15 protein-coding genes are annotated in these 19,093 nt (G+C 41.7%); 12 read left to right on the forward strand and 3 right to left on the reverse strand.

All coding sequences use genetic code 11. The features are described 5' to 3' along the window. Positions 1–52: 52 nt before the first annotated feature. The 5 genes from ahrC (at position 53) to ACGTN9_RS04375 (ending at position 7,008) form a co-directional block, all read left to right on the forward strand. On the forward strand, positions 53–502 hold the full coding sequence (gene ahrC / locus ACGTN9_RS04355) for a transcriptional regulator AhrC/ArgR (RefSeq protein WP_499590896.1): 450 nt from the start codon (positions 53–55) through the stop codon (positions 500–502). Positions 503–567: 65 nt separating this feature from the next. Then, positions 568–2,310 (forward strand): DNA repair protein RecN, encoded by a 1,743-nt coding sequence (gene recN, locus ACGTN9_RS04360; protein WP_499591283.1) that lies wholly within the window; start codon positions 568–570, stop codon positions 2,308–2,310. A 212-nt stretch (positions 2,311–2,522) separates the two neighbouring features. Beyond that, on the forward strand, positions 2,523–3,764 hold the full coding sequence (gene spoIVB / locus ACGTN9_RS04365; RefSeq protein WP_499591285.1) for a SpoIVB peptidase: 1,242 nt from the start codon (positions 2,523–2,525) through the stop codon (positions 3,762–3,764). An 845-nt stretch (positions 3,765–4,609) separates the two neighbouring features. Then, positions 4,610–5,389, forward strand: coding sequence for a sporulation transcription factor Spo0A (spo0A, locus tag ACGTN9_RS04370; RefSeq protein WP_499590898.1), 780 nt, complete (start codon positions 4,610–4,612; stop codon positions 5,387–5,389). A gap of 272 nt (positions 5,390–5,661) precedes the next feature. Continuing rightward, entirely contained in the window at positions 5,662–7,008 is a 1,347-nt protein-coding gene (locus tag ACGTN9_RS04375; RefSeq protein WP_499590900.1) for an aspartate kinase, read from the forward strand. A gap of 114 nt (positions 7,009–7,122) precedes the next feature. Here ACGTN9_RS04375 and ACGTN9_RS04380 read toward each other — a convergent pair whose 3' ends face one another. The 3 genes from ACGTN9_RS04380 to ACGTN9_RS04390 form a co-directional block, all read right to left on the reverse strand. Beyond that, the gene (locus tag ACGTN9_RS04380) at positions 7,123–7,776 is read right to left on the reverse strand and encodes a 3'-5' exonuclease (RefSeq protein ID WP_499590902.1); all 654 of its coding nucleotides are present in this window, start codon (positions 7,774–7,776) and stop codon (positions 7,123–7,125) included. A gap of 110 nt (positions 7,777–7,886) precedes the next feature. Beyond that, positions 7,887–9,797, reverse strand: coding sequence for a DUF294 nucleotidyltransferase-like domain-containing protein (locus tag ACGTN9_RS04385; protein WP_499590904.1), 1,911 nt, complete (start codon positions 9,795–9,797; stop codon positions 7,887–7,889). 118 nt (positions 9,798–9,915) lie between these two features. After that, positions 9,916–10,140, reverse strand: coding sequence for a DUF2627 domain-containing protein (locus ACGTN9_RS04390; protein ID WP_499590906.1), 225 nt, complete (start codon positions 10,138–10,140; stop codon positions 9,916–9,918). 187 nt (positions 10,141–10,327) lie between these two features. Here ACGTN9_RS04390 and ACGTN9_RS04395 point away from each other — a divergent pair, with 187 nt between their 5' ends. From ACGTN9_RS04395 to ACGTN9_RS04425, 7 genes are all read left to right on the forward strand, one after another. After that, complete coding sequence (locus tag ACGTN9_RS04395; protein ID WP_499591287.1) at positions 10,328–12,397, forward strand: sigma-54 interaction domain-containing protein; 2,070 nt, start codon at positions 10,328–10,330, stop codon at positions 12,395–12,397. 110 nt (positions 12,398–12,507) lie between these two features. Continuing rightward, positions 12,508–13,413 (forward strand): phosphate butyryltransferase, encoded by a 906-nt coding sequence (gene yqiS, locus ACGTN9_RS04400; protein WP_499590908.1) that lies wholly within the window; start codon positions 12,508–12,510, stop codon positions 13,411–13,413. Positions 13,414–13,425: 12 nt separating this feature from the next. Beyond that, positions 13,426–14,520 carry a branched-chain amino acid dehydrogenase gene (gene bcd / locus ACGTN9_RS04405; RefSeq protein WP_499590910.1) on the forward strand — a complete coding sequence of 365 codons (1,095 nt, stop codon included), beginning with the start codon at positions 13,426–13,428 and terminating at the stop codon, positions 14,518–14,520. Between the two features lie 30 nt (positions 14,521–14,550). Further along, positions 14,551–15,639 (forward strand): butyrate kinase, encoded by a 1,089-nt coding sequence (gene buk, locus ACGTN9_RS04410; RefSeq protein WP_499590912.1) that lies wholly within the window; start codon positions 14,551–14,553, stop codon positions 15,637–15,639. Between the two features lie 15 nt (positions 15,640–15,654). Next, positions 15,655–17,076, forward strand: coding sequence for a dihydrolipoyl dehydrogenase (gene lpdA, locus ACGTN9_RS04415; RefSeq protein WP_499590914.1), 1,422 nt, complete (start codon positions 15,655–15,657; stop codon positions 17,074–17,076). A gap of 18 nt (positions 17,077–17,094) precedes the next feature. After that, complete coding sequence (locus tag ACGTN9_RS04420) at positions 17,095–18,087, forward strand: thiamine pyrophosphate-dependent dehydrogenase E1 component subunit alpha (RefSeq protein WP_499590916.1); 993 nt, start codon at positions 17,095–17,097, stop codon at positions 18,085–18,087. A gap of 14 nt (positions 18,088–18,101) precedes the next feature. Next, on the forward strand, positions 18,102–19,085 hold the full coding sequence (locus ACGTN9_RS04425; RefSeq protein ID WP_499590918.1) for an alpha-ketoacid dehydrogenase subunit beta: 984 nt from the start codon (positions 18,102–18,104) through the stop codon (positions 19,083–19,085). The last annotated feature ends 8 nt before the right edge of the window (positions 19,086–19,093 follow it).

Consider the following 19,093-nt stretch of genomic DNA (forward strand, 5'->3'; position numbering starts at 1 on the left):
GTAGCCCTCTTTTTATGCGAAAGGCATTGTTTTAGATTGGAGGAATATTTCTGTGAATAAAGGTCAGCGCCACATTAAGATTCGTGAATTGATTACCAATAATGATATTGAAACACAGGATGAACTTGTCGACCGTTTGAAAAGCCTTGGCTATAATGTTACCCAGGCCACAGTGTCTAGGGACATAAAGGAATTGCATTTGGTAAAAGTACCGATGATTGATGGAAGATATAAATATAGTCTTCCAGCCGACCAACGCTTTAATCCATTGGAAAAGCTTCATCGACTTATGATGGATGCATTTGTGAGTATCGACCGTGCCGGGCATTTCATCATTTTAAAAACATTACCCGGCAATGCTAATGCAGTTGGTGCATTGATTGACAATTTAGACTGGGAAGAAATAATGGGGACTATTTGCGGTGATGATACTTGCTTGATTATTTGCCGGAGCGAGGAACAGACGCAGATGATATCGAATCAATTATTGGAAATGCTGTAAAGCGGAACACGACATCCTGGACGAAAGGAATGTCTAAGAAATGGGGAAGTCGAGGTGGCTCAACGATGTTAATGGAACTTTCTATTCGCGATTTTGCTATCATTGATCAAATTTCTGTCAACTTTAAAGATGGATTGACTGTATTGACCGGAGAAACTGGTGCAGGAAAATCCATCATTATTGATGCCATCCAATTACTCGCTGGTGGACGCGGTTCTGTAGAGTTTGTCCGGTATGGCAGCAAGAAAGCTGAGATAGAAGGATTGTTTTCCGTAGAGGGATACCATCCTGTTTATGATAAAGGAGAGGAATTCGGGGTTGATATCGAAGAAGACGGTATGATCGTGCTTCATCGAACGATAACTTCTCAAGGAAAGAGTATCTGCCGTGTAAACGGAAAACTCGTCACACTCGCTATTCTCCGGGAATTCGGTAAAACGCTTATAGATATCCATAGTCAGCATGAAACACAATCCTTAATGGATGTAGAACGGCATATTGAGTTATTGGATTTATATGCAGATAAGGAAATAACACAGGCAAAAGAAGAATACCTAAAGTTATATGATAAGTACCAATCTTTACGGGTAAGATTTAGGGAATTGAATGACAATGAACAGGAAATGGCTCAGCGACTTGATTTATTAGAGTTTCAATGGAATGAACTGCAGGCAGCAGAGCTGGAGCCTAATGAAGATACTGTATTGACGGAAGAACGAAATCGCTTAGTCAATTATGAAAAAATATATTCTGGCATCCAGGATGCTTATCAGGCTCTTTATGGAGAACAAAAAGGTTTGGATTGGGTCTCCCATGCGCTGACTGCGTTAGAAGGAGCAAAGGATTATGATGAACAGATTAAGAAAATGTCAGAAGAAATGTCCAATCATTATTACCTGATGGAAGAAATGACATTTCAACTTAGCTCCCAGCTTGAACAGTTGGAATTTGATCCAGACCGGTTGAATGAAATTGAGAGCAGATTGAATGAAATCAATCGACTTAAGAAAAAATATGGGCAAAGTGTTGAAGAAATTCTGGAGTACAGTTCAAAAATTGAAGAGGAAATCGAAGAAATTAAAAATAAAGATTCACATCTAGCCAAGCTTGAGAGCGATATCAAAGAAATCGGACAAGATGCCGCTTTGGAAGCAAAGCAAATCCAGGATATCAGAGTGAAGGCTTCCGAGGATCTCGCAAATGCTATTCAACAGGAATTGAAAGGTTTATACCTGGAAAAAGCATCTTTCGCGGTTGATATCCAAACCAAAAGCGGGCAGGAGGATGACCCGGTATTTGAAGGCAGGAATGTCAAATTGATGTCCAGCGGGTTCGACTTGGTCAAATTTTTGATAACCACGAACCCTGGAGAACCTTTAAAAGAAATTCATAAAGTTGCCTCAGGCGGAGAACTATCCCGCGTAATGCTAGCCCTAAAAAAGATTTTTTCAAAGCATCAGGGAGTAACCAGCGTCATTTTTGACGAAGTGGATACTGGAGTCAGCGGACGTGTTGCACAAGCTATCGCTGAAAAAATATATGGAATTTCAGAGTCCTCTCAAGTCCTCTGTATATCTCATTTACCCCAGGTTGCTTCCATGGCTGATACCCATTTGCAGATTGAAAAGCATGTTAGCGGGGATCGTACATCCACTTCCTTGACGGAATTGACACAAAAAGACAAAATTGATGAAATCAGCAGGATGATTACAGGTGCAGAATTGACAGATACGACAAGAGAACATGCCAAAGAATTACTGGAACTGGCAATCAAACATAAGTCCAACGAGCACATAAAATCGCGCTGAAAAATAGCGTGATTTTATTATTAATTTTTACGTTAAAAGCCCTTTTTATCCATCCTTTTACATTAGAAATGTTTCAGGAATTGTTCCCTCTATTTTCTGACTCGAGCTGTGTTTAAAAAGCGCCTGCTTAGACCACATTAAAAGTAAACCATTCGATTGAGATGGTGTGGGTTAGAGGCGAGGAGTTGGAACATTTGAAATTTAAGCAACAGATGAGATATGCAGCAGGTTTAATCCTTTTGCTCACCATGATTGTAATACCGTTTCTAAGCCCTGTACAAAAGTATTTATCCATTCCGACAGAATGGACCACCTTTCAAGAACAAGGCATAACCAGTGTGCCAGCTATTAAAGATATAAATGAAGCAGAAGGTTCTTCGATACATGCCCTTCAATCCAGTAAAGAAAACTCCTCAACAGATGAGTTCTTCTATAACGTTGCTGGCCTGCCGTTGAAAAAAATCAACGTGGATTATCTTAGTGACTATAAAGTCATACCTGGAGGTCAATCGATTGGTGTCAAACTCCACACTAAGGGTGTATTAGTGGTGGGACATCATCAGGTGAAGACAGAGTCAAATCAGGTATCTCCAGGAGAAAAGGCCGGGATTGAAGTTGGCGATATACTTCTTAAGGTAAATGGCAAAGAATTAGAAAAAATGTCAGAAATGGCACCGATTGTGAAAGCAGCTGGAGAAAAAGAAAAAGATCTTAAAGTAACGGTCAAGCGGGGAAAAGAAACGTTTGATACAAATCTTACTCCGACTTACGATGTAAAAGACCAAAAGTTCCGTATCGGTCTTTATATCCGTGATTCAGCTGCAGGTATCGGGACAATGACCTTTTATGACCCTAATTCAAAAAAATATGGAGCTCTAGGTCATGTGATTTCTGATATGGATACCCAAAAGCCGATTGAGATTCATGAAGGTACCATCGTCAGGTCCAATGTTACTTCCATTCAAAAAGGAAGTGAAGGAGTTCCGGGAGAAAAGAAAGCCGAATTCTCTGCTGACCGTAACCGAATTGGTGAAATCACCAAAAACAGCCCTTTCGGTATATTTGGGAAGTTGGACAATGGAATTACCAATGGTGTAAGTGATAAACCGATGCCGATTGCGTTATCACATGAAGTAAAAGAAGGCCCTGCAAAAATTTTAACCGTAGTTGAAGGTGAAAAAGTACAGGAGTTCGATGTAGAGGTAGTTAGTACCGTCCCGCAAAAGCATCCTGCCACAAAGGGAATGGTAGTAAAAATCACCGATCCAGAATTATTGAAGGAAACAGGTGGCATCGTGCAAGGGATGAGCGGCAGTCCGATTATTCAAGATGGCAAAGTCATCGGAGCAGTTACCCACGTTTTTGTAAACGATCCTACCTCAGGTTATGGTGTCCATATTGAATGGATGCTTCAAGAAGCAGGTATTGACATCTATAAACAGCAAGCAAGTTGAAGCCGTATCATTTACGGCTTTTTTTTATTGTCTTCGTGTTGATTTTACAGTTAAGCTCCCTTCACATGAAGACTCAGTTTCGAGATAGTAAGGTCCGTTTCCATAAGCGGAATGGGATGGTTCGGGAAACAACTCGCTTTCCTGCGGGGGACCTGGCAAGCTTCCTCGGGCTAAAGCCCTGCGGGATCTCGCCTAGCCCCTTCTCCCGCGGGAGTCTCGCCGTTTCCCTTCCCATCCAGCTCGTTTTGTAATAAACGGACCCTTCGTGTGTGAAATCTTTATCTTGAGCCATTTATAAAGGGTGCAAAGGTCTTCTTTCAAAATTATCATAGGGCGGTTTACACAAGTATGATTTCGAGAACTTCCTATAGCAAGGTTCGGTGGGGAACGGCGAGACTCCTGCGGGATGAAAATGTCGGGTGAGACCCCGGAAGACGAAGTCTGAGGAGGCTCAACGCATGCCCGCGGAAAGGGAGCCGTTCCCCACCGGACCGTTATTCAGATAAGCATCTCGAAATAAAGTTTTCGACTTTTCGGCCCTATTGTTGAATAAGCCTCATATGAAAAATCAACAAAAAGATTTAACAAAGCTTTGTAATTTAAAAACTTAATTCCTTTTATGGAAAATTTATGTTAATATATTTCATATAAAGATTTTTCGACAAACAGAAAATTCGCCTTGCATTAATTGTAGAATATAATCGAAAACAATAGAAAATCAAAGTAAATAGAAGCATTTTAAAAATAATTAAATTTTTCTCACTAAATTAAAAGGATTATCTGCACGATTGTCGAATACATTACTTGGAAACACAGGCGGAAAATACAAGGAGGAATCAAATAAAGTGGAAAAAATTAAAATTGGTTTGGCAGACGATAATCGTGAGTTGATCAAGTTGTTGGAAGAGTATTTTGAAGACACTAAAGATGTAGAAGTTGTAGGGACATCCTATAATGGGAAAGAATGCCTGGAAATGTTAAAAGAGACCACACCGGATGTACTCGTGTTAGATATCATTATGCCACATATGGATGGCCTTGCTGTACTAAGTCAAATGAAGCAGTTGGAGCTTAAGAAAAAACCAAGCGTTATCATGCTTACAGCTTTTGGACAAGAAGAGGTAACGAAAAAAGCAGTCGATTTAGGTGCATCCTACTTCATGCTGAAGCCGTTCGACCTTGATTCCCTTACCGATCAGATTCGTCAAATCCATGGTTCCAATGATCCGATCAGCAAAGCTATTGGTACAAGTGCCAAGTCTGGGCAGAAACCTGACCTTAACACCAGTATTACTCATATTATCCATGAAATCGGCGTGCCAGCACATATTAAAGGATACATGTATTTACGTGAAGCTATTTCGATGGTGTACAATGACATTGAATTATTGGGGTCTATTACCAAAGTATTGTATCCGGATATCGCTAAAAAATATCAGACAACCGCATCTCGCGTTGAACGTGCTATCCGTCATGCGATCGAGGTAGCCTGGAATCGTGGTAATGTCGAATCGATTTCTTCTTTGTTTGGTTATACCATTTCCAATACAAAGGCAAAGCCAACTAACTCCGAGTTTATTGCTATGGTAGCCGACCGCCTGCGTTTGGAACATAAAGCAAGTTAACGACTATAAATAATAAAAAATAGCTTCTCTTTTCTCTCACTTGATGTGTAGAGAGAAGAGAAGCTTTTTATTTTGGTTTCGTAAGGTATAGTAGGATCGTGCATTACTCTTGTGAGACATTTGGAACTTACGGAGTATGGAATTCGGATAATATTGAAATCCGAACTCAAGAAAAATCAGAATTCTTTCTCCAAATAATGGAGAAGAGCAAACAACTATGTTACAATTTTAAATTATTAAACACTTTAACATAGTAGCAGGGAGATGTAATCATGAAAGTAGTAAAGTTCGGAGGAAGTTCTGTAGCAAATGCAAACCAATTAAGAAAAGTTGCGGATATTGTCCTGGATGATCCGGAGCGAAAAGTAGTCGTAGTTTCAGCGCCTGGGAAAAGGTTCAGTGATGATGTCAAAATGACCGATTTATTGATTGAGCTTGCCGGAAAAGTGATCGGCAATGAAGATTATGACACAGCTTTATCAGCCGTTATGGATCGTTTCCGTGAAATCATCCAGGAATTGGAGCTGCCGGAAGATTTGACTGAAACGATTCAAAAAAACATCCAATATATTATTGACTCACATGAGTCCGCAGAATGGACACTGGACGCACTAAAATCTTGTGGGGAAGATGGTTCTGCGCAGATTCTCAGTGCGTATTTACAATCAAAAGATGTAAAAGCTGCTTATGTCAATCCAAAAGAAGCCGGAATCATTGTCAGTGATGAACCTGGACAGGCGCAAGTGCTTGATGAGAGTTTAGAGCAGTTGTATAAACTGCACGATCGGGAAGGAATCCTGGTAGTTCCTGGCTTTTTTGGATATAGCAAAGAAGGTAGACTGGTCACTTTTCCTCGTGGCGGATCCGATATCACAGGATCGATCGTGGCAGCCGGAGTAAAAGCTGACTTATACGAAAACTTTACCGATGTCGATTCGGTTTATTGTGTAAACCCGAATATTGTATCTAATCCTAAACAAATAACCTCTTTAACGTATAAAGAAATGCGTGAATTATCTTATGCCGGCTTTTCCGTTTTCCATGATGAAGCACTAATACCGGCGTTTAAGGCGAAGATTCCCGTCTGTATTAAGAATACGAATAACCCTCAGGCACCTGGCACGATGATTGTCGCTGAAAATGAAGCTGGCTACGGTAAAGTGACTGGAATTGCCAGTGATAAAGGTTTCTTGACCTTATATGTCAGTAAGTACTTGATGAACCGTGAGATCGGTTTTGGTCGCCGTTTGCTGCAAATTCTGGAAGATGAAAGCATCTCATTCGAACATGCTCCTTCTGGTATAGACGATATGTCTGTAATTTTACGGGAAGAAGAGCTGCAGGAGGAAAAAGAGGAGCGAATATTAGCGCGTATCCAAGAAGAATTGGATGTGGACATGGTGAACATCGAACGGAATATGGCGATGGTCATGCTTGTAGGGGAAGGAATGAACAGTACGATCGGTCTTGCCAGCCAGGCTACCCGTGCTTTTCGTGAAGCCGACGTCAATATTGAAATGATTAACCAGGGTTCTTCAGAGGTGTCGATGATGTTCGGGGTGGATGCCGAGGGGATGGAACGAGTCGTCCAATACTTGTATCGTGAGTTTTTTGAATAAGTAGGAAAAGGCGCCCCCTCAGGCTATTTCACTGCAAAAAATATTCTTTTCCGAGTAAAAAAAGAGGCTGTCCCAGTTAGTCATTTTGAAGACTTTTGGGACAGCCTCATTATTTTAGCGACTTAACAATAAGGAAGAGTTCTTGTTTGATTTGGATATGTTCGATAAACGTTCTTTTAAAGCAGAATAATCGCTTATTCCAGTTTCGACAGCACCTTTTAAGAGCTGTTCGAATAATTCTGCTGTCATAATCGCATCGTTCAAAGCGTGGTGTCTTTCCATTTGTTCGATATCAAAGTATCTTAATAAAGGATCCAGCTGATGACGGATATCAGGCAAGAGCCATTGTGCAAGCAACTGGGAATCAATTACCGGTGGATCGAACTGTGGGAGTTTCCAACGTTTTAACATAGCCTGAAGGAATCGCATATCGAACTTAGCAGGATGAGCCACCAGGATCGAATCCTTACTGAAAGATAAGAATCTTTCAAAACCATCAATAAACGAACATCCACTTTGCAATTGGGAGCGTGTCAAACCTGTTAACTCCAACGTATAGCGGTGAACGGGTCGAATAGGCCGTATGATCTGGTGGAACTTTTTGATATTACATGCTTGAAGCCCTTCCATCTGGATAGCTCCGATTGAAATGATTTCGTGACCTATTTCTGGCAGGAAACCAGTTGTTTCTAAATCAAAGATAGTGTAGGTTGCTTCTTCCAGCGGCTGATGCAGCAGATCACGGTCATATTGATAACTCTCCACCATTTCGTAAAGTTGGTGATAGGCCTCCAGTTTCAAATGAGGTCTGATTTTATAGGCGTATATCGGTTTCTCAAAAAATAAATACTTAAGGATTTGTAAGTCGATAGGAAGCATCAGACCACCCGATTCCTGTTATAGCTTAATTCCAAGACCTGCTGGAGACGTTTAGCAATAATCAATGCATCACGTAAAATTCTTTTTTCGTCTTTCTTTAAACGGGCTAAATTCAACTCATTCGATAAAGGTAAATCTTCATCCAGCTGCCTTAAATTTTCCTGCAGCCGGAATGTGAGTAAGCGGTGTAATGCGAGCTTGGCATTTTCGGCATCTCTTGGATGAAAGCGCTCCTGTTCTGTGAGAGCCGTCAATCTTTTGATGGTATTGACATCGTCAATACCATACTTGATTGAATAAATCCGGATGGCGTTCACAATCTGCATGATGGCTGATTTTTTTAAATTCAATCCACGCTTTTTACCAACTCCTGTGATCCGCCCAAACGGTTGAATGGGAACTCTGAATCGCAATGTATCTTTCATCAGCAGTTGGTGGAGGTTTAAGGAACGCTGGATTCGTTTTACAACAAATTCCCTAAGTTCGTAAGCGAGGGAATAATCGCCGAAGATTGGGCGGAAATCAACGAAAATCGTAAAATCTCTTATTTCTTCTCCATCCATTTTTTCAATCCAATTTTTGACGTTTTCATACCATTCTTCTTTTGATTTACGCCACTTTTCCTCTTTTGCCATGATCCCCCCTGTACATAAAGGGAATCCACAATCTGCAAGCATGTGGTTGATTTTTTCTCCGAACAACTTGAAATATTCATCAATTTTTTTTGCGGCAGGCAGGTGTTTATAATCAGACAGAATCAAACCATTATCCTGATCGGTGCTGAAAGCCTGTTCTTTTCTTCCTAAACTTCCCATGACAATAAAACAATAGTTGATCGGTGGTGCTCCATAGCCTTCCTTGACCATTTCTTCTTCCGCGATTTGTATGATTTGCTTATGAATCCGCTCATTATAGTTAGATATTAATTCGGTTATGTCATAAGCATACATATTCTCTCCGACCAAACTGCCGACAAATTGTTGAAAACGTTTATTATGAGAAGGGGACAGACTTTTCAGTTCATCTATATTGGTTGCATTAGATATGCGATAAGTAAGATCGAAGTAAACAGAGTTCTGAATCGTAAAGAAAGAAGATTGTCTAAGTACCCCTGCGATGGTATCGCGATGTAGTACAGGAATCAATTCTGTTGGGTGGTGCTTTAAATAACTTAAGGCATCATAGATGAATGATTGGGAAGCAATTGCAAAAGACTCTTCGGTGACATAGTCTTTCACAGGCTTCTTATGTCCATTTTCAAAATAGGCTTTTAATATTTCTGAATATCCCAGCATCCCGATCATGGTTTGACGATCTTCACTGACAATCAATGCTTCAACCTTCTCTTCCTGGATTATCCTTGCCGCCTGTTCTACAGATTTTTCAGGGTGAATGAACGTAGGTGGCTCCATAAAAGCATCCGCTCGTTTTTTAAATAACTCTTTTTCATCATTTTCGTCTGTCGTAGAACTTTTATATTTTATTTCAATATAAAGTGATTTCATCATATTGCTTATTTCATTGACGACGACTTTTGAAAAGTGAGTATTATTGGACATGACCTCAAAAAATTTTGCTTTATCAAAGCACAATGTTTTGGTTGCTTCTAATGCCTGAACAGAAAATTTCATCTCCCCACTGGTTAGCATCATCATGACCCCTACCAGGTCGCCAGGATAGAAAAAGTTGACAGATAATTGTTGTCCATTAGAGCGATGCATGATATTTTTAGCAAGTCCCGATAAAAGAAATTGTACTTCTACAGAATCTTCCTGCTGATCTTCATGGATAATGAATTCATTTTTATTATATTCATTGATGGTGGCATTCCCGAAGATGTCGTTAAATTCTTCAGCTGTCAATAAGTTAAATGGATACTGTTCTTTGAACATCTTCTGATAGCTTTCCATTACAAAACTCCTCACTTACGAATGTTGGTAATCTTAGTATAGCAAACCAATACGCAGCAATGCTCTGATAAGCTTTTGAATATCTTTTCAACAAAAAAAGAGCACCTTCGGCTCTTCTTTAGAATCTTCCATTTGTCTGTTTTCGCTTTTTATCCCGGTGGCGGATAAATCCTCCGATAAACGCAATACCTCCCAATATAAACAGGACACCAAAAATAAATTGTATTGAAATGTGAAAGAAAATTGGGTGTGATATTCCAAATAACGTATCACGTATCAGTTTAATTCCTAATGTTGCAATGATTCCGGGAATAACCAGGATAAGTAAGGCTATCAATCGCATTGCCCTCGAACTCCCTTTATATAAAAATTTTATAAAAAAACTGAGATACTATAGTCAGCTGCGCAATTTTTGTCAATGATTATTAAGTATAGCAAACAAGCCGTTTAATGAAAACTTATTAAAACTTGCTAATATATGCAGGTTGAATTATGATAAAGATACGCAAAAAATTGCAGGAAGTGGTACAGTGAAACGAGTACTGATTGTAGGTGCCGGTAAAGGCGGTACGGCATTATTAAAATTATTAAAAGCAACCAACCGAATGGAAATTGTAGCCATTGTTGATATTAACGAACAAGCAGAAGGGTTAAGTTTGGCTGCTGATTTTGGAATCTCAACAGGTTCGGATTGGAAAAAATGGATACATAAAGAGATCGATATTGTTATTGAAGCGACAGGCGATGAGAAAACTTTCGAAGCTATTCTCTCGGCTCGGAGCGGGAAAACCGTGGTCATTCCAGGTTCGGTGGCTTATATCACCTCTGAACTTTTGGAAGAAAAAGAGACGTTATTGAATGAATTGAAAACGCAAACAATTAATCAGGAGTTAATTCTGAACAGTATCCATGATGGAATGATTGTCATTGATGAGCAGGAAAAAGTTACATTCATGAACAAAAGTGCAGCGAAAATTTTAGGGATGGATAAGAAAGAAGCGTTAAACCGAAAAGTCAATCAAATCATCACCTCGACAAGACTGCCGCAAATAATGAAAACACGCCGGAAGGAGGTCAACCAGAAACTGATTCTGGAAAATGGCAAAAAAGTGATCACCACACGGATTCCCATCATCAACTCTGATGGAGATGTTATGGGTGCGTTCGCTGTTTTCAAAGATATTACCGAAGTGGTCAATTTAGCGGAAGAGATAACTGATTTGAAAGAAGTCAAAACGATGCTCGAAGCGATTATCCAATCTTCTGATGAAGCGATTTCTGTGGTGGATGAGAATGGGAATGGTCTAATGATCAACCCGGCCTACACGAGAATTACAGGCCTGACTGAAAAAGACATCGTGGGCAAACCAGCCACAGTAGATATTTATGAGGGTGAAAGTATGCACATGAAAGTGTTGCAGACAAGAAGGCCTGTGCGCGGTGTCAGAATGAAAGTCGGGCCCGCTAAAAAGGACGTCATTGTCAATGTCGCCCCTGTCATTGTTGATGGTAAATTGAAAGGTAGTGTCGGTGTCCTTCATGATGTAACAGAGATCAAGTCGCTGACAAGCGAATTGAAACGGGCGAGGCAGATCATCAGGAAATTGGAGGCAAAATACACATTTGATGATATTATCGGTACCTCGCAAGAAATGACACTAGCGTTGGAGCAAGCAAAAGTAGGAGCAAAAACTCCCGCAACCGTATTGTTAAGAGGGGAATCGGGGACAGGAAAAGAACTTTTTGCGCATGCTATCCATAATGAGAGCGGAAGACGGCATAATAAGTTCATCCGGGTCAACTGTGCTGCTATTGCTGAATCCTTACTGGAAAGTGAGTTGTTCGGTTATGAAGAGGGAGCTTTTTCAGGGGCCAAGCGAGGTGGTAAAAAAGGTCTGTTTGAAGAAGCGAATAATGGCAGTATTTTCCTGGATGAAATTGGAGAACTTACATTGCAAATGCAAGCCAAGCTTCTTCGTGTGCTTCAGGAAAAAGAGATTGTCCGTGTCGGCGGAACGAAACCGGTGCCGGTCGATGTCAGAATTATTGCTGCTACCCATGTCAATTTAGAGAAGGCGATCATGAACAAAAGTTTTCGTGAGGACCTTTATTACCGGCTCAACCGTCTTCCCATTTATATTCCGCCATTAAGGGAAAGGATGGAAGATATCCCTTTGTTGATCGACCATCTTATCCAAAAGCTGAACGAAAATTACGGGCGTAATGTAAAGCGGGTTGAAGAGGCTGCATTAGAAAAACTGAAAAATTATCACTGGCCTGGAAATGTAAGAGAACTGGAAAATATTATCGGGAGAGCGATGATTTACATGGAAAACTTTGAAGAAGTGATTCTGCTTGACCATATTCCTCCTTTGAAGCATGTAGTACCCCAAAAAGATAAAACGAATGAACATGGCCAGGCCTGGTTAGGTGAAACGCTCCAGGTAGCAGTCGATACTTATGAACGGAAATTGCTTGCCGAGGCTTATCAAGCGCATAATTACAATAAAACACAGACGGCAAAGGCGTTGGATATATCTATTCGTAATCTTTATTATAAATTGGATAAATATAAATTAGACAAAAATAGCATGCAATAATTTGCATATATGTCAATTCTTGCAGGTTTGCATTCTTTGCAAAAAAGCGTTTACACGGGCTGAATAAGTTGGCATGGTATTTGCATGTAGAATAGTGAAGAGGTGAGACTTTGCGCACACTAGAAGCATTAATAGAAAAACTGGATAAGTCGGAACTTAGAACGGTTTCCGTAGCTCAAGCGGCAGATCCGGAGGTATTGAAAGCAGTCAAAAACGCTATTCAACGTAACCTTTGCCGTTTTCTGCTGTTTGGAGAGCCAAAAGAAATAGAACGTATTTCAAATGAAGCAGGCTTGGATCTTAACCATCCCTTCATTGAAATAAAATCTACAGAAAAACATGAAGCAGCTTTGTATGCTGTCAAAGCTGTAAAGTCTGGTGAAGCTCATGTGGTTATGAAAGGGGCTCTTTCTACCAAAGAGATTTTAAAAGCAGTACTGCATAAAGAATACGGTTTGCGAACCGGAAATGTCTTATCCCACACGGCTTTATTCGAAATTCCCAATCAGGAGCGGCTTATATTTTTAACGGATGCTGCCATGAATATAGCACCCTCTCTTGAAGAAAAAGCAGAGATTATCGAAAATACAGTCTCTGTGGCGAGGAGTTTAGGTGTAGAGCTGCCAAAAGTTGCAGTATTAGCTGCAGTCGAAGTAGTCAATCCTGCGATGCCCGCTACAATGGATGCTGCCATGCTTACACAGATGAATAGGAGAGGCCAGCTCAAGCATTGCCAGGTGGATGGTCCGCTTGCCTTTGATAACGCTGTCAGTAAGACCGCTGCAGAACAAAAAGGAATCGACTCACCTGTAGCAGGAGAAGCAGATATACTGGTCGTTCCAGCAATCGAAGTAGCTAATGCTTTGTATAAGTCATTCATGTACTTTGCAGAAGCGAAGGTCGCCGGTATCATCAGCGGGGCTGCTGCACCGATCGTTCTCACCTCTCGCGCTGATTCAGCGGAGAGTAAAATATATTCACTCGCTCTGGCTTTATTATCATCTGACAAACAATAGGAGGAATACAAGATGAAAATTTTCACTTATATGAAGGAATACGATTATGAGCAATTAGTCTTTTGCCAGGATGAAACTTCAGGTTTAAAGGCAATCATCGCTATCCATGATACAACGTTAGGGCCAGCCCTTGGCGGAACAAGAATGTGGACGTATGAAACGGAAGATGAAGCTATCGAGGATGCATTGCGTCTGGCTAAAGGAATGACCTACAAAAATGCGGCTGCCGGCTTGAATCTTGGCGGTGGAAAAACTGTTATCATCGGAGATCCAAAAAAAGATAAAAATGAAGAGCTTTTCCGCGCATTCGGTCGTTATATACAGGGGTTAAACGGGCGTTATATTACGGCGGAAGATGTGGGAACCACGGTTCAGGATATGGATTTAATTCATGAGGAGACGGACTATGTGACGGGCATTTCCCCTGCATTCGGTTCTTCCGGAAACCCTTCTCCTGTAACTGCTTACGGCGTTTATCGTGGGATGAAAGCAGCTGCTAAAGAAGGCTTCGGTTCCGATTCACTGGAAGGAAAAACAGTTGCTGTTCAGGGTGTTGGTAATGTGGCTTATAACTTGTGTCGTCACCTGCATGAAGAAGGAGCTAATTTGATTGTCACAGATATCAATAAAGATGCAGTCCAGCGGGCAGTAAATGATTTCGGAGCTAAAGCAGTGGACACGGAAGAAATTTATGGTGTGGATTGTGATATTTATGCACCATGTGCACTTGGTGCTACGATCAATGATGAAACCATTCCCCAATTAAAGGCGAAAGTTATTGCCGGAGCAGCTAATAACCAGCTGAAAGATACAACTCATGGCGATATCCTTCACGAAAAAGGGATTGTCTATACACCGGACTATGTCATTAACGCCGGGGGAGTAATCAATGTAGCTGATGAATTGAACGGATATAATAAAGAGCGCGCTATGAAACGGGTAGAAACAATTTACGATAATGTCACAAAAGTGTTTGAAATTTCCAGGCGCGATAATATTCCTACTTATGCAGCTGCTGACAGAATGGCTGAGGAACGTATTCAGCGTATGCGTCATTCTCGCAGCCAGTTTTTACAAAATGGCCAAAACATTCTTAGCAGAAGATAAACAGCAACGGTTGAACGGAGGTTTAAGTCAGTGCAGCAAACTCACAGAATTCTAGTAATCAATCCAGGTTCGACATCTACGAAGATCGGTGTCTTTGATGAGGAAGATTGTATTTTTGAAAAAACGATCCGCCATACTTCCGAAGAAGTAGCGGGTTATTCACGAATCATCGATCAGTTTGAGTTTCGTAAGCACGTCATATTGAATGAGCTGGATGAAGAAGGAATCAATATTAGTAAACTTAGTGCCGTTTGTGGACGTGGCGGGCTGCTGCGTCCGATCGAAGGGGGCACCTACGAAGTCAATGATGCGATGCTCGAGGATTTGAAAGCAGGTTATAACGGAGAACATGCTTCTAACTTAGGCGGAATCATCGCCAATGAAATTGCCCAGGGATTGAACATCCCAGCGTTTATTGTAGATCCGGTCGTGGTGGATGAATTGCAGGAGATAGCACGTGTTTCTGGTGTTCCGGAAATACCAAGAAAAAGCATCTTCCACGCATTAAATCAAAAGGCTGTGGCAAGAAGGGCCGCAAAAGATCTTAAACAATCTTATAAAGCTTCCAGGCTGATCGTTACCCATATGGGCGGTGGGATTACGGTAGGCGCTCATAAAAATGGCCGAGTGGTAGATGTGAACAACGGTCTTCACGGGGATGGACCTTTTTCGCCTGAACGTGCAGGAACAGTACCTGCGGGTGACCTTGTATCCTTATGTTTTTCCGGGCAGTATTACCGCGATGAAATCATGAAGAAGCTGGTCGGAAAAGGTGGCCTGATGGCTTATCTGGAGAGCAATGATGCTGTAGAAATAGAAAATCGCATTGAACAAGGCGATAGGAAAGCGGCGCTTATCTATGACGCAATGGCTTATCAAATCGCTAAAGAAATAGGCTCAATGAGCGCGGTTTTAGAAGGTAAAGTAGATGCTATCGTCTTGACCGGGGGTCTGGCGTACGGGAAAGAGTTCGTTAAACAAATTTCAGAGCGTGTGAAATGGATTGCTGATATTCTGGTCTATCCAGGCGAAAATGAGCTGGAGGCTCTCAATGAAGGAGCATTGCGTGTCCTTCACCAGGAAGAGCTGCCAAAACAGTATCCTAATTTCACAGAATAGAAAGGAGAGTCTTGCATGGCTCATGATTATGATTTAGTAGTGCTTGGCGGAGGTACTGGAGGATATGTAGCGGCTATACGAGCCTCTCAGCTGGGTATGAATGTAGCGGTTGTTGAGAAAGGGAAGATGGGCGGTACTTGTCTTCACAAAGGGTGTATCCCTTCTAAAGCGCTATTAAGAAGCGCTGAAGTATATCGGCAAACAAAAGAAGCTGATGAGTACGGAATCACTGCGGAGCAGCCGACAATTAACTTCGATCGTGTCCAGGAACGTAAGCAGTCAATTGTTGATACCTTACATAAAGGTGTAGAAGGCTTGATGAAAAAAGGGAAAATCGATATCTTTGAAGGTTTTGGCCGGATACTGGGTCCTTCGATTTTTTCTCCTATGCCAGGCACCATTTCTGTGGAGATGAACAATGGGGAAGAAAATGAGATGCTTATCCCTAAAAATGTTTTGATTGCCACTGGGTCCAAACCAAAAACACTCCCAGGTCTGGAGGTTGATGGAGAATACATCATGACCTCGGATGAAGCATTAGAAATGAAAGAACTGCCTCAATCAATCATTATCGTCGGTGGCGGGGTCATTGGTATCGAATGGGCTTCTATGCTTGCGGACTTTGGGGTCGAAGTAACAGTCATTGAATACCTTCCTCAAATCCTGCCAACAGAAGATCAAGAGGTAGCTAAGGAAATGCAGCGTCTGATGAAAAAGAAAGGTATTAAAGTAGTAACTGGTGCCAAAGTGCTTCCAGAAACCTTGAAAAAAGATGGCAAGGTAGAAATCCAGGCGGAAGTAAAAGAAAAACAAGAGACGTATCAAGCGGATAAATTATTGGTTTCCGTCGGTCGTGCAGCTAATGTAACGAATATCGGCTTAGAAAATACAGACATTAAAGTCGAAAATGGCTTCATTGAAACGAATGATTATTACCAGACCAAAGAGAGCCATATCTATGCAATTGGTGATGTCATAGGAGGATTGCAGCTTGCCCATGTAGCTTCCCATGAAGGTATGATAGCTGTTGAGCATATGGCGGATAATAAGCCGCACAAATTGAAAGCGGAAGACATTCCGACATGTATTTATTCCAATCCTGAGATTGCGAGTGTTGGTTTGACCGAACAGCAGGCGAAAGAAGCTGGTTATGAAGTGAAGAAAGGCAAGTTCTCTTTCAAAGCGATCGGTAAGGCATTGGTATTTGGAGAGTCGGACGGATTTGTCAAAATAATCGCCGACAAACAGACAGACGACTTGTTAGGGGTTCATATGATAGGACCGCATGTAACGGATATGATTTCAGAAGCAGGCCTTGCCAAGGTGCTCGATGCGACACCGTGGGAAATTGCCGAATCCATTCACCCTCATCCGACTTTATCAGAAGCAATTGGGGAAGCGGCGATGGCTGTAGATGGAAAACAGATTCACGGATAATGCAAAGGAGGGATTATTATGGCTGAAAATCGCCATGAAAAACTTGGATTGACTGATGATCAAGTATTAGAGATGTACCGGATCATGCTGACTGCGAGAAAAGTTGATGAAAGAATGTGGCTGTTGAATCGTGCAGGGAAAATTCCATTCGTCATTTCCTGTCAGGGACAGGAAGCTGCACAAGTGGGAGCGGCATTTGCGCTGGATCGAGATAAGGATTATGTACTTCCTTACTATCGGGATATGGGTGTTGTAATTGCTTTTGGTATGACAGTCAAAGAACTGATGCTTTCTGGGTTTGCTAAAGCTGAAGACCCGAACTCAGGGAGCCGGCAGATGCCTGGCCACTTTGGGCAAAAGAAAAACAGAATCGTTACAGGTTCTTCTCCAGTTACGACTCAGGTGCCTCACGCAGTGGGAATTGCCCTTGCAGGTAAAATGGAGAAAAAAGACTTTGTTTCCTTAGTTACATTTGGAGAAGGTTCATCTAACCAGGGTGATTTTCATGAGGGCGCCAACTTTGCAGGTGTCCATAAGCTGCCAGTCATCTTTATGGTAGAAAACAATAAGTACGCCATATCCATTCCAGTCGAACGGCAGCTTGCTTGTGAAAAAGTTTCTGATCGAGCAATTGGATATGGGATGCCAGGATATACTGTCGATGGCAATGATCCTCTTGAAGTCTTCGAAGTTGTTAAACAAGCGGCAGAACGAGGACGTAACGGAGAAGGCCCAACACTGATTGAAGCAGTTTCTTATCGTTTAACTGCACATTCCAGTGATGATGACGATCGTACTTACCGTGAAAAAGAAGAAGTTGACGAAGCCCGTAAAAAAGATTCTATCATTACATTTGGCAACTACCTTCGGAGCTTAGACATTTTAACAGAAGATATTGAGAAGAAAATGAATGAGGAGATCACGGATTTGGTTAATGAAGCGACTGATTACGCAGAAAATGCTCCATATGCTGATCCGGAATCCGCTTTAAAATACGTATATGAAGAGTAAGGAGGGGAATGACAATGCCAGTAATTTCTTATATACAAGCTGTAACACAAGCGCTGCGTGAAGAAATGCAGCGTGATGAAAAAGTTTTTGTTTTGGGAGAAGACGTCGGAAAACGCGGTGGTGTATTCCGTGCTACAGACGGGTTATATGATGAATTTGGAGCCGATCGTGTTTTAGATACGCCTCTCGCTGAATCAGCAATCGCTGGGGTAGGTATCGGTGCTGCAATGTACGGTATGCGACCTGTAGCTGAAATGCAATTTGCAGATTTCATCATGCCAGCTGTCAACCAGATCATTTCCGAAGCTGCAAAAATCCGCTACCGCTCCAATAATGACTGGAGCTGTCCCATAACCATCCGGGCACCATACGGCGGGGGCGTTCATGGCGCATTGTATCATTCTCAATCTGTTGAAGCTGTGTTTGCCAATCAGCCAGGATTGAAGATTGTTATGCCGTCTACTCCATATGATGTCAAAGGTCTATTGAAAGCAGCAGTTCGTGATCCTGATCCGGTACTATTTTTTGAACATAAACGAGCTTATCGTCTTATTAAAGGAGAAGTTCCTGAGGAAGATTATACCTTGCCGATCGGAAAAGCGGATGTAAAGCGTGAAGGCTCAGACATCACCGTGATTACATACGGTTTAGCTGTGCATTTCGCCTTACAGGCAGCAGATAAGTTGGCGGAAGAGGGAATCGATGTGCATATCCTCGACTTGCGCACTGTTTATCCATTAGATCGGGAAGCAATCATCGAAGCCGCATCAAAGACCGGGAAAGTACTGCTCGTATCAGAAGATAACAAAGAAGGCGGGATCATCAGTGAGGTGTCTGCCATCATCAGTGAAAACTGTCTATTTGAACTTGATGCACCAGTACAGCGTCTGGCAGGTCCGGATGTTCCAGCGATGCCATATTCACCGACAATGGAAAAGTATTTTATGATCAATCCGGATAAAGTAGAAAAAGCCATGAGAGAGCTTGCTGAATTTTAATCCAAAGG

The sequence above is a fragment of the Halobacillus sp. B23F22_5 genome (assembly GCF_043497085.1).
Classification (GTDB): domain Bacteria; phylum Bacillota; class Bacilli; order Bacillales; family Halobacillaceae; genus Thalassobacillus.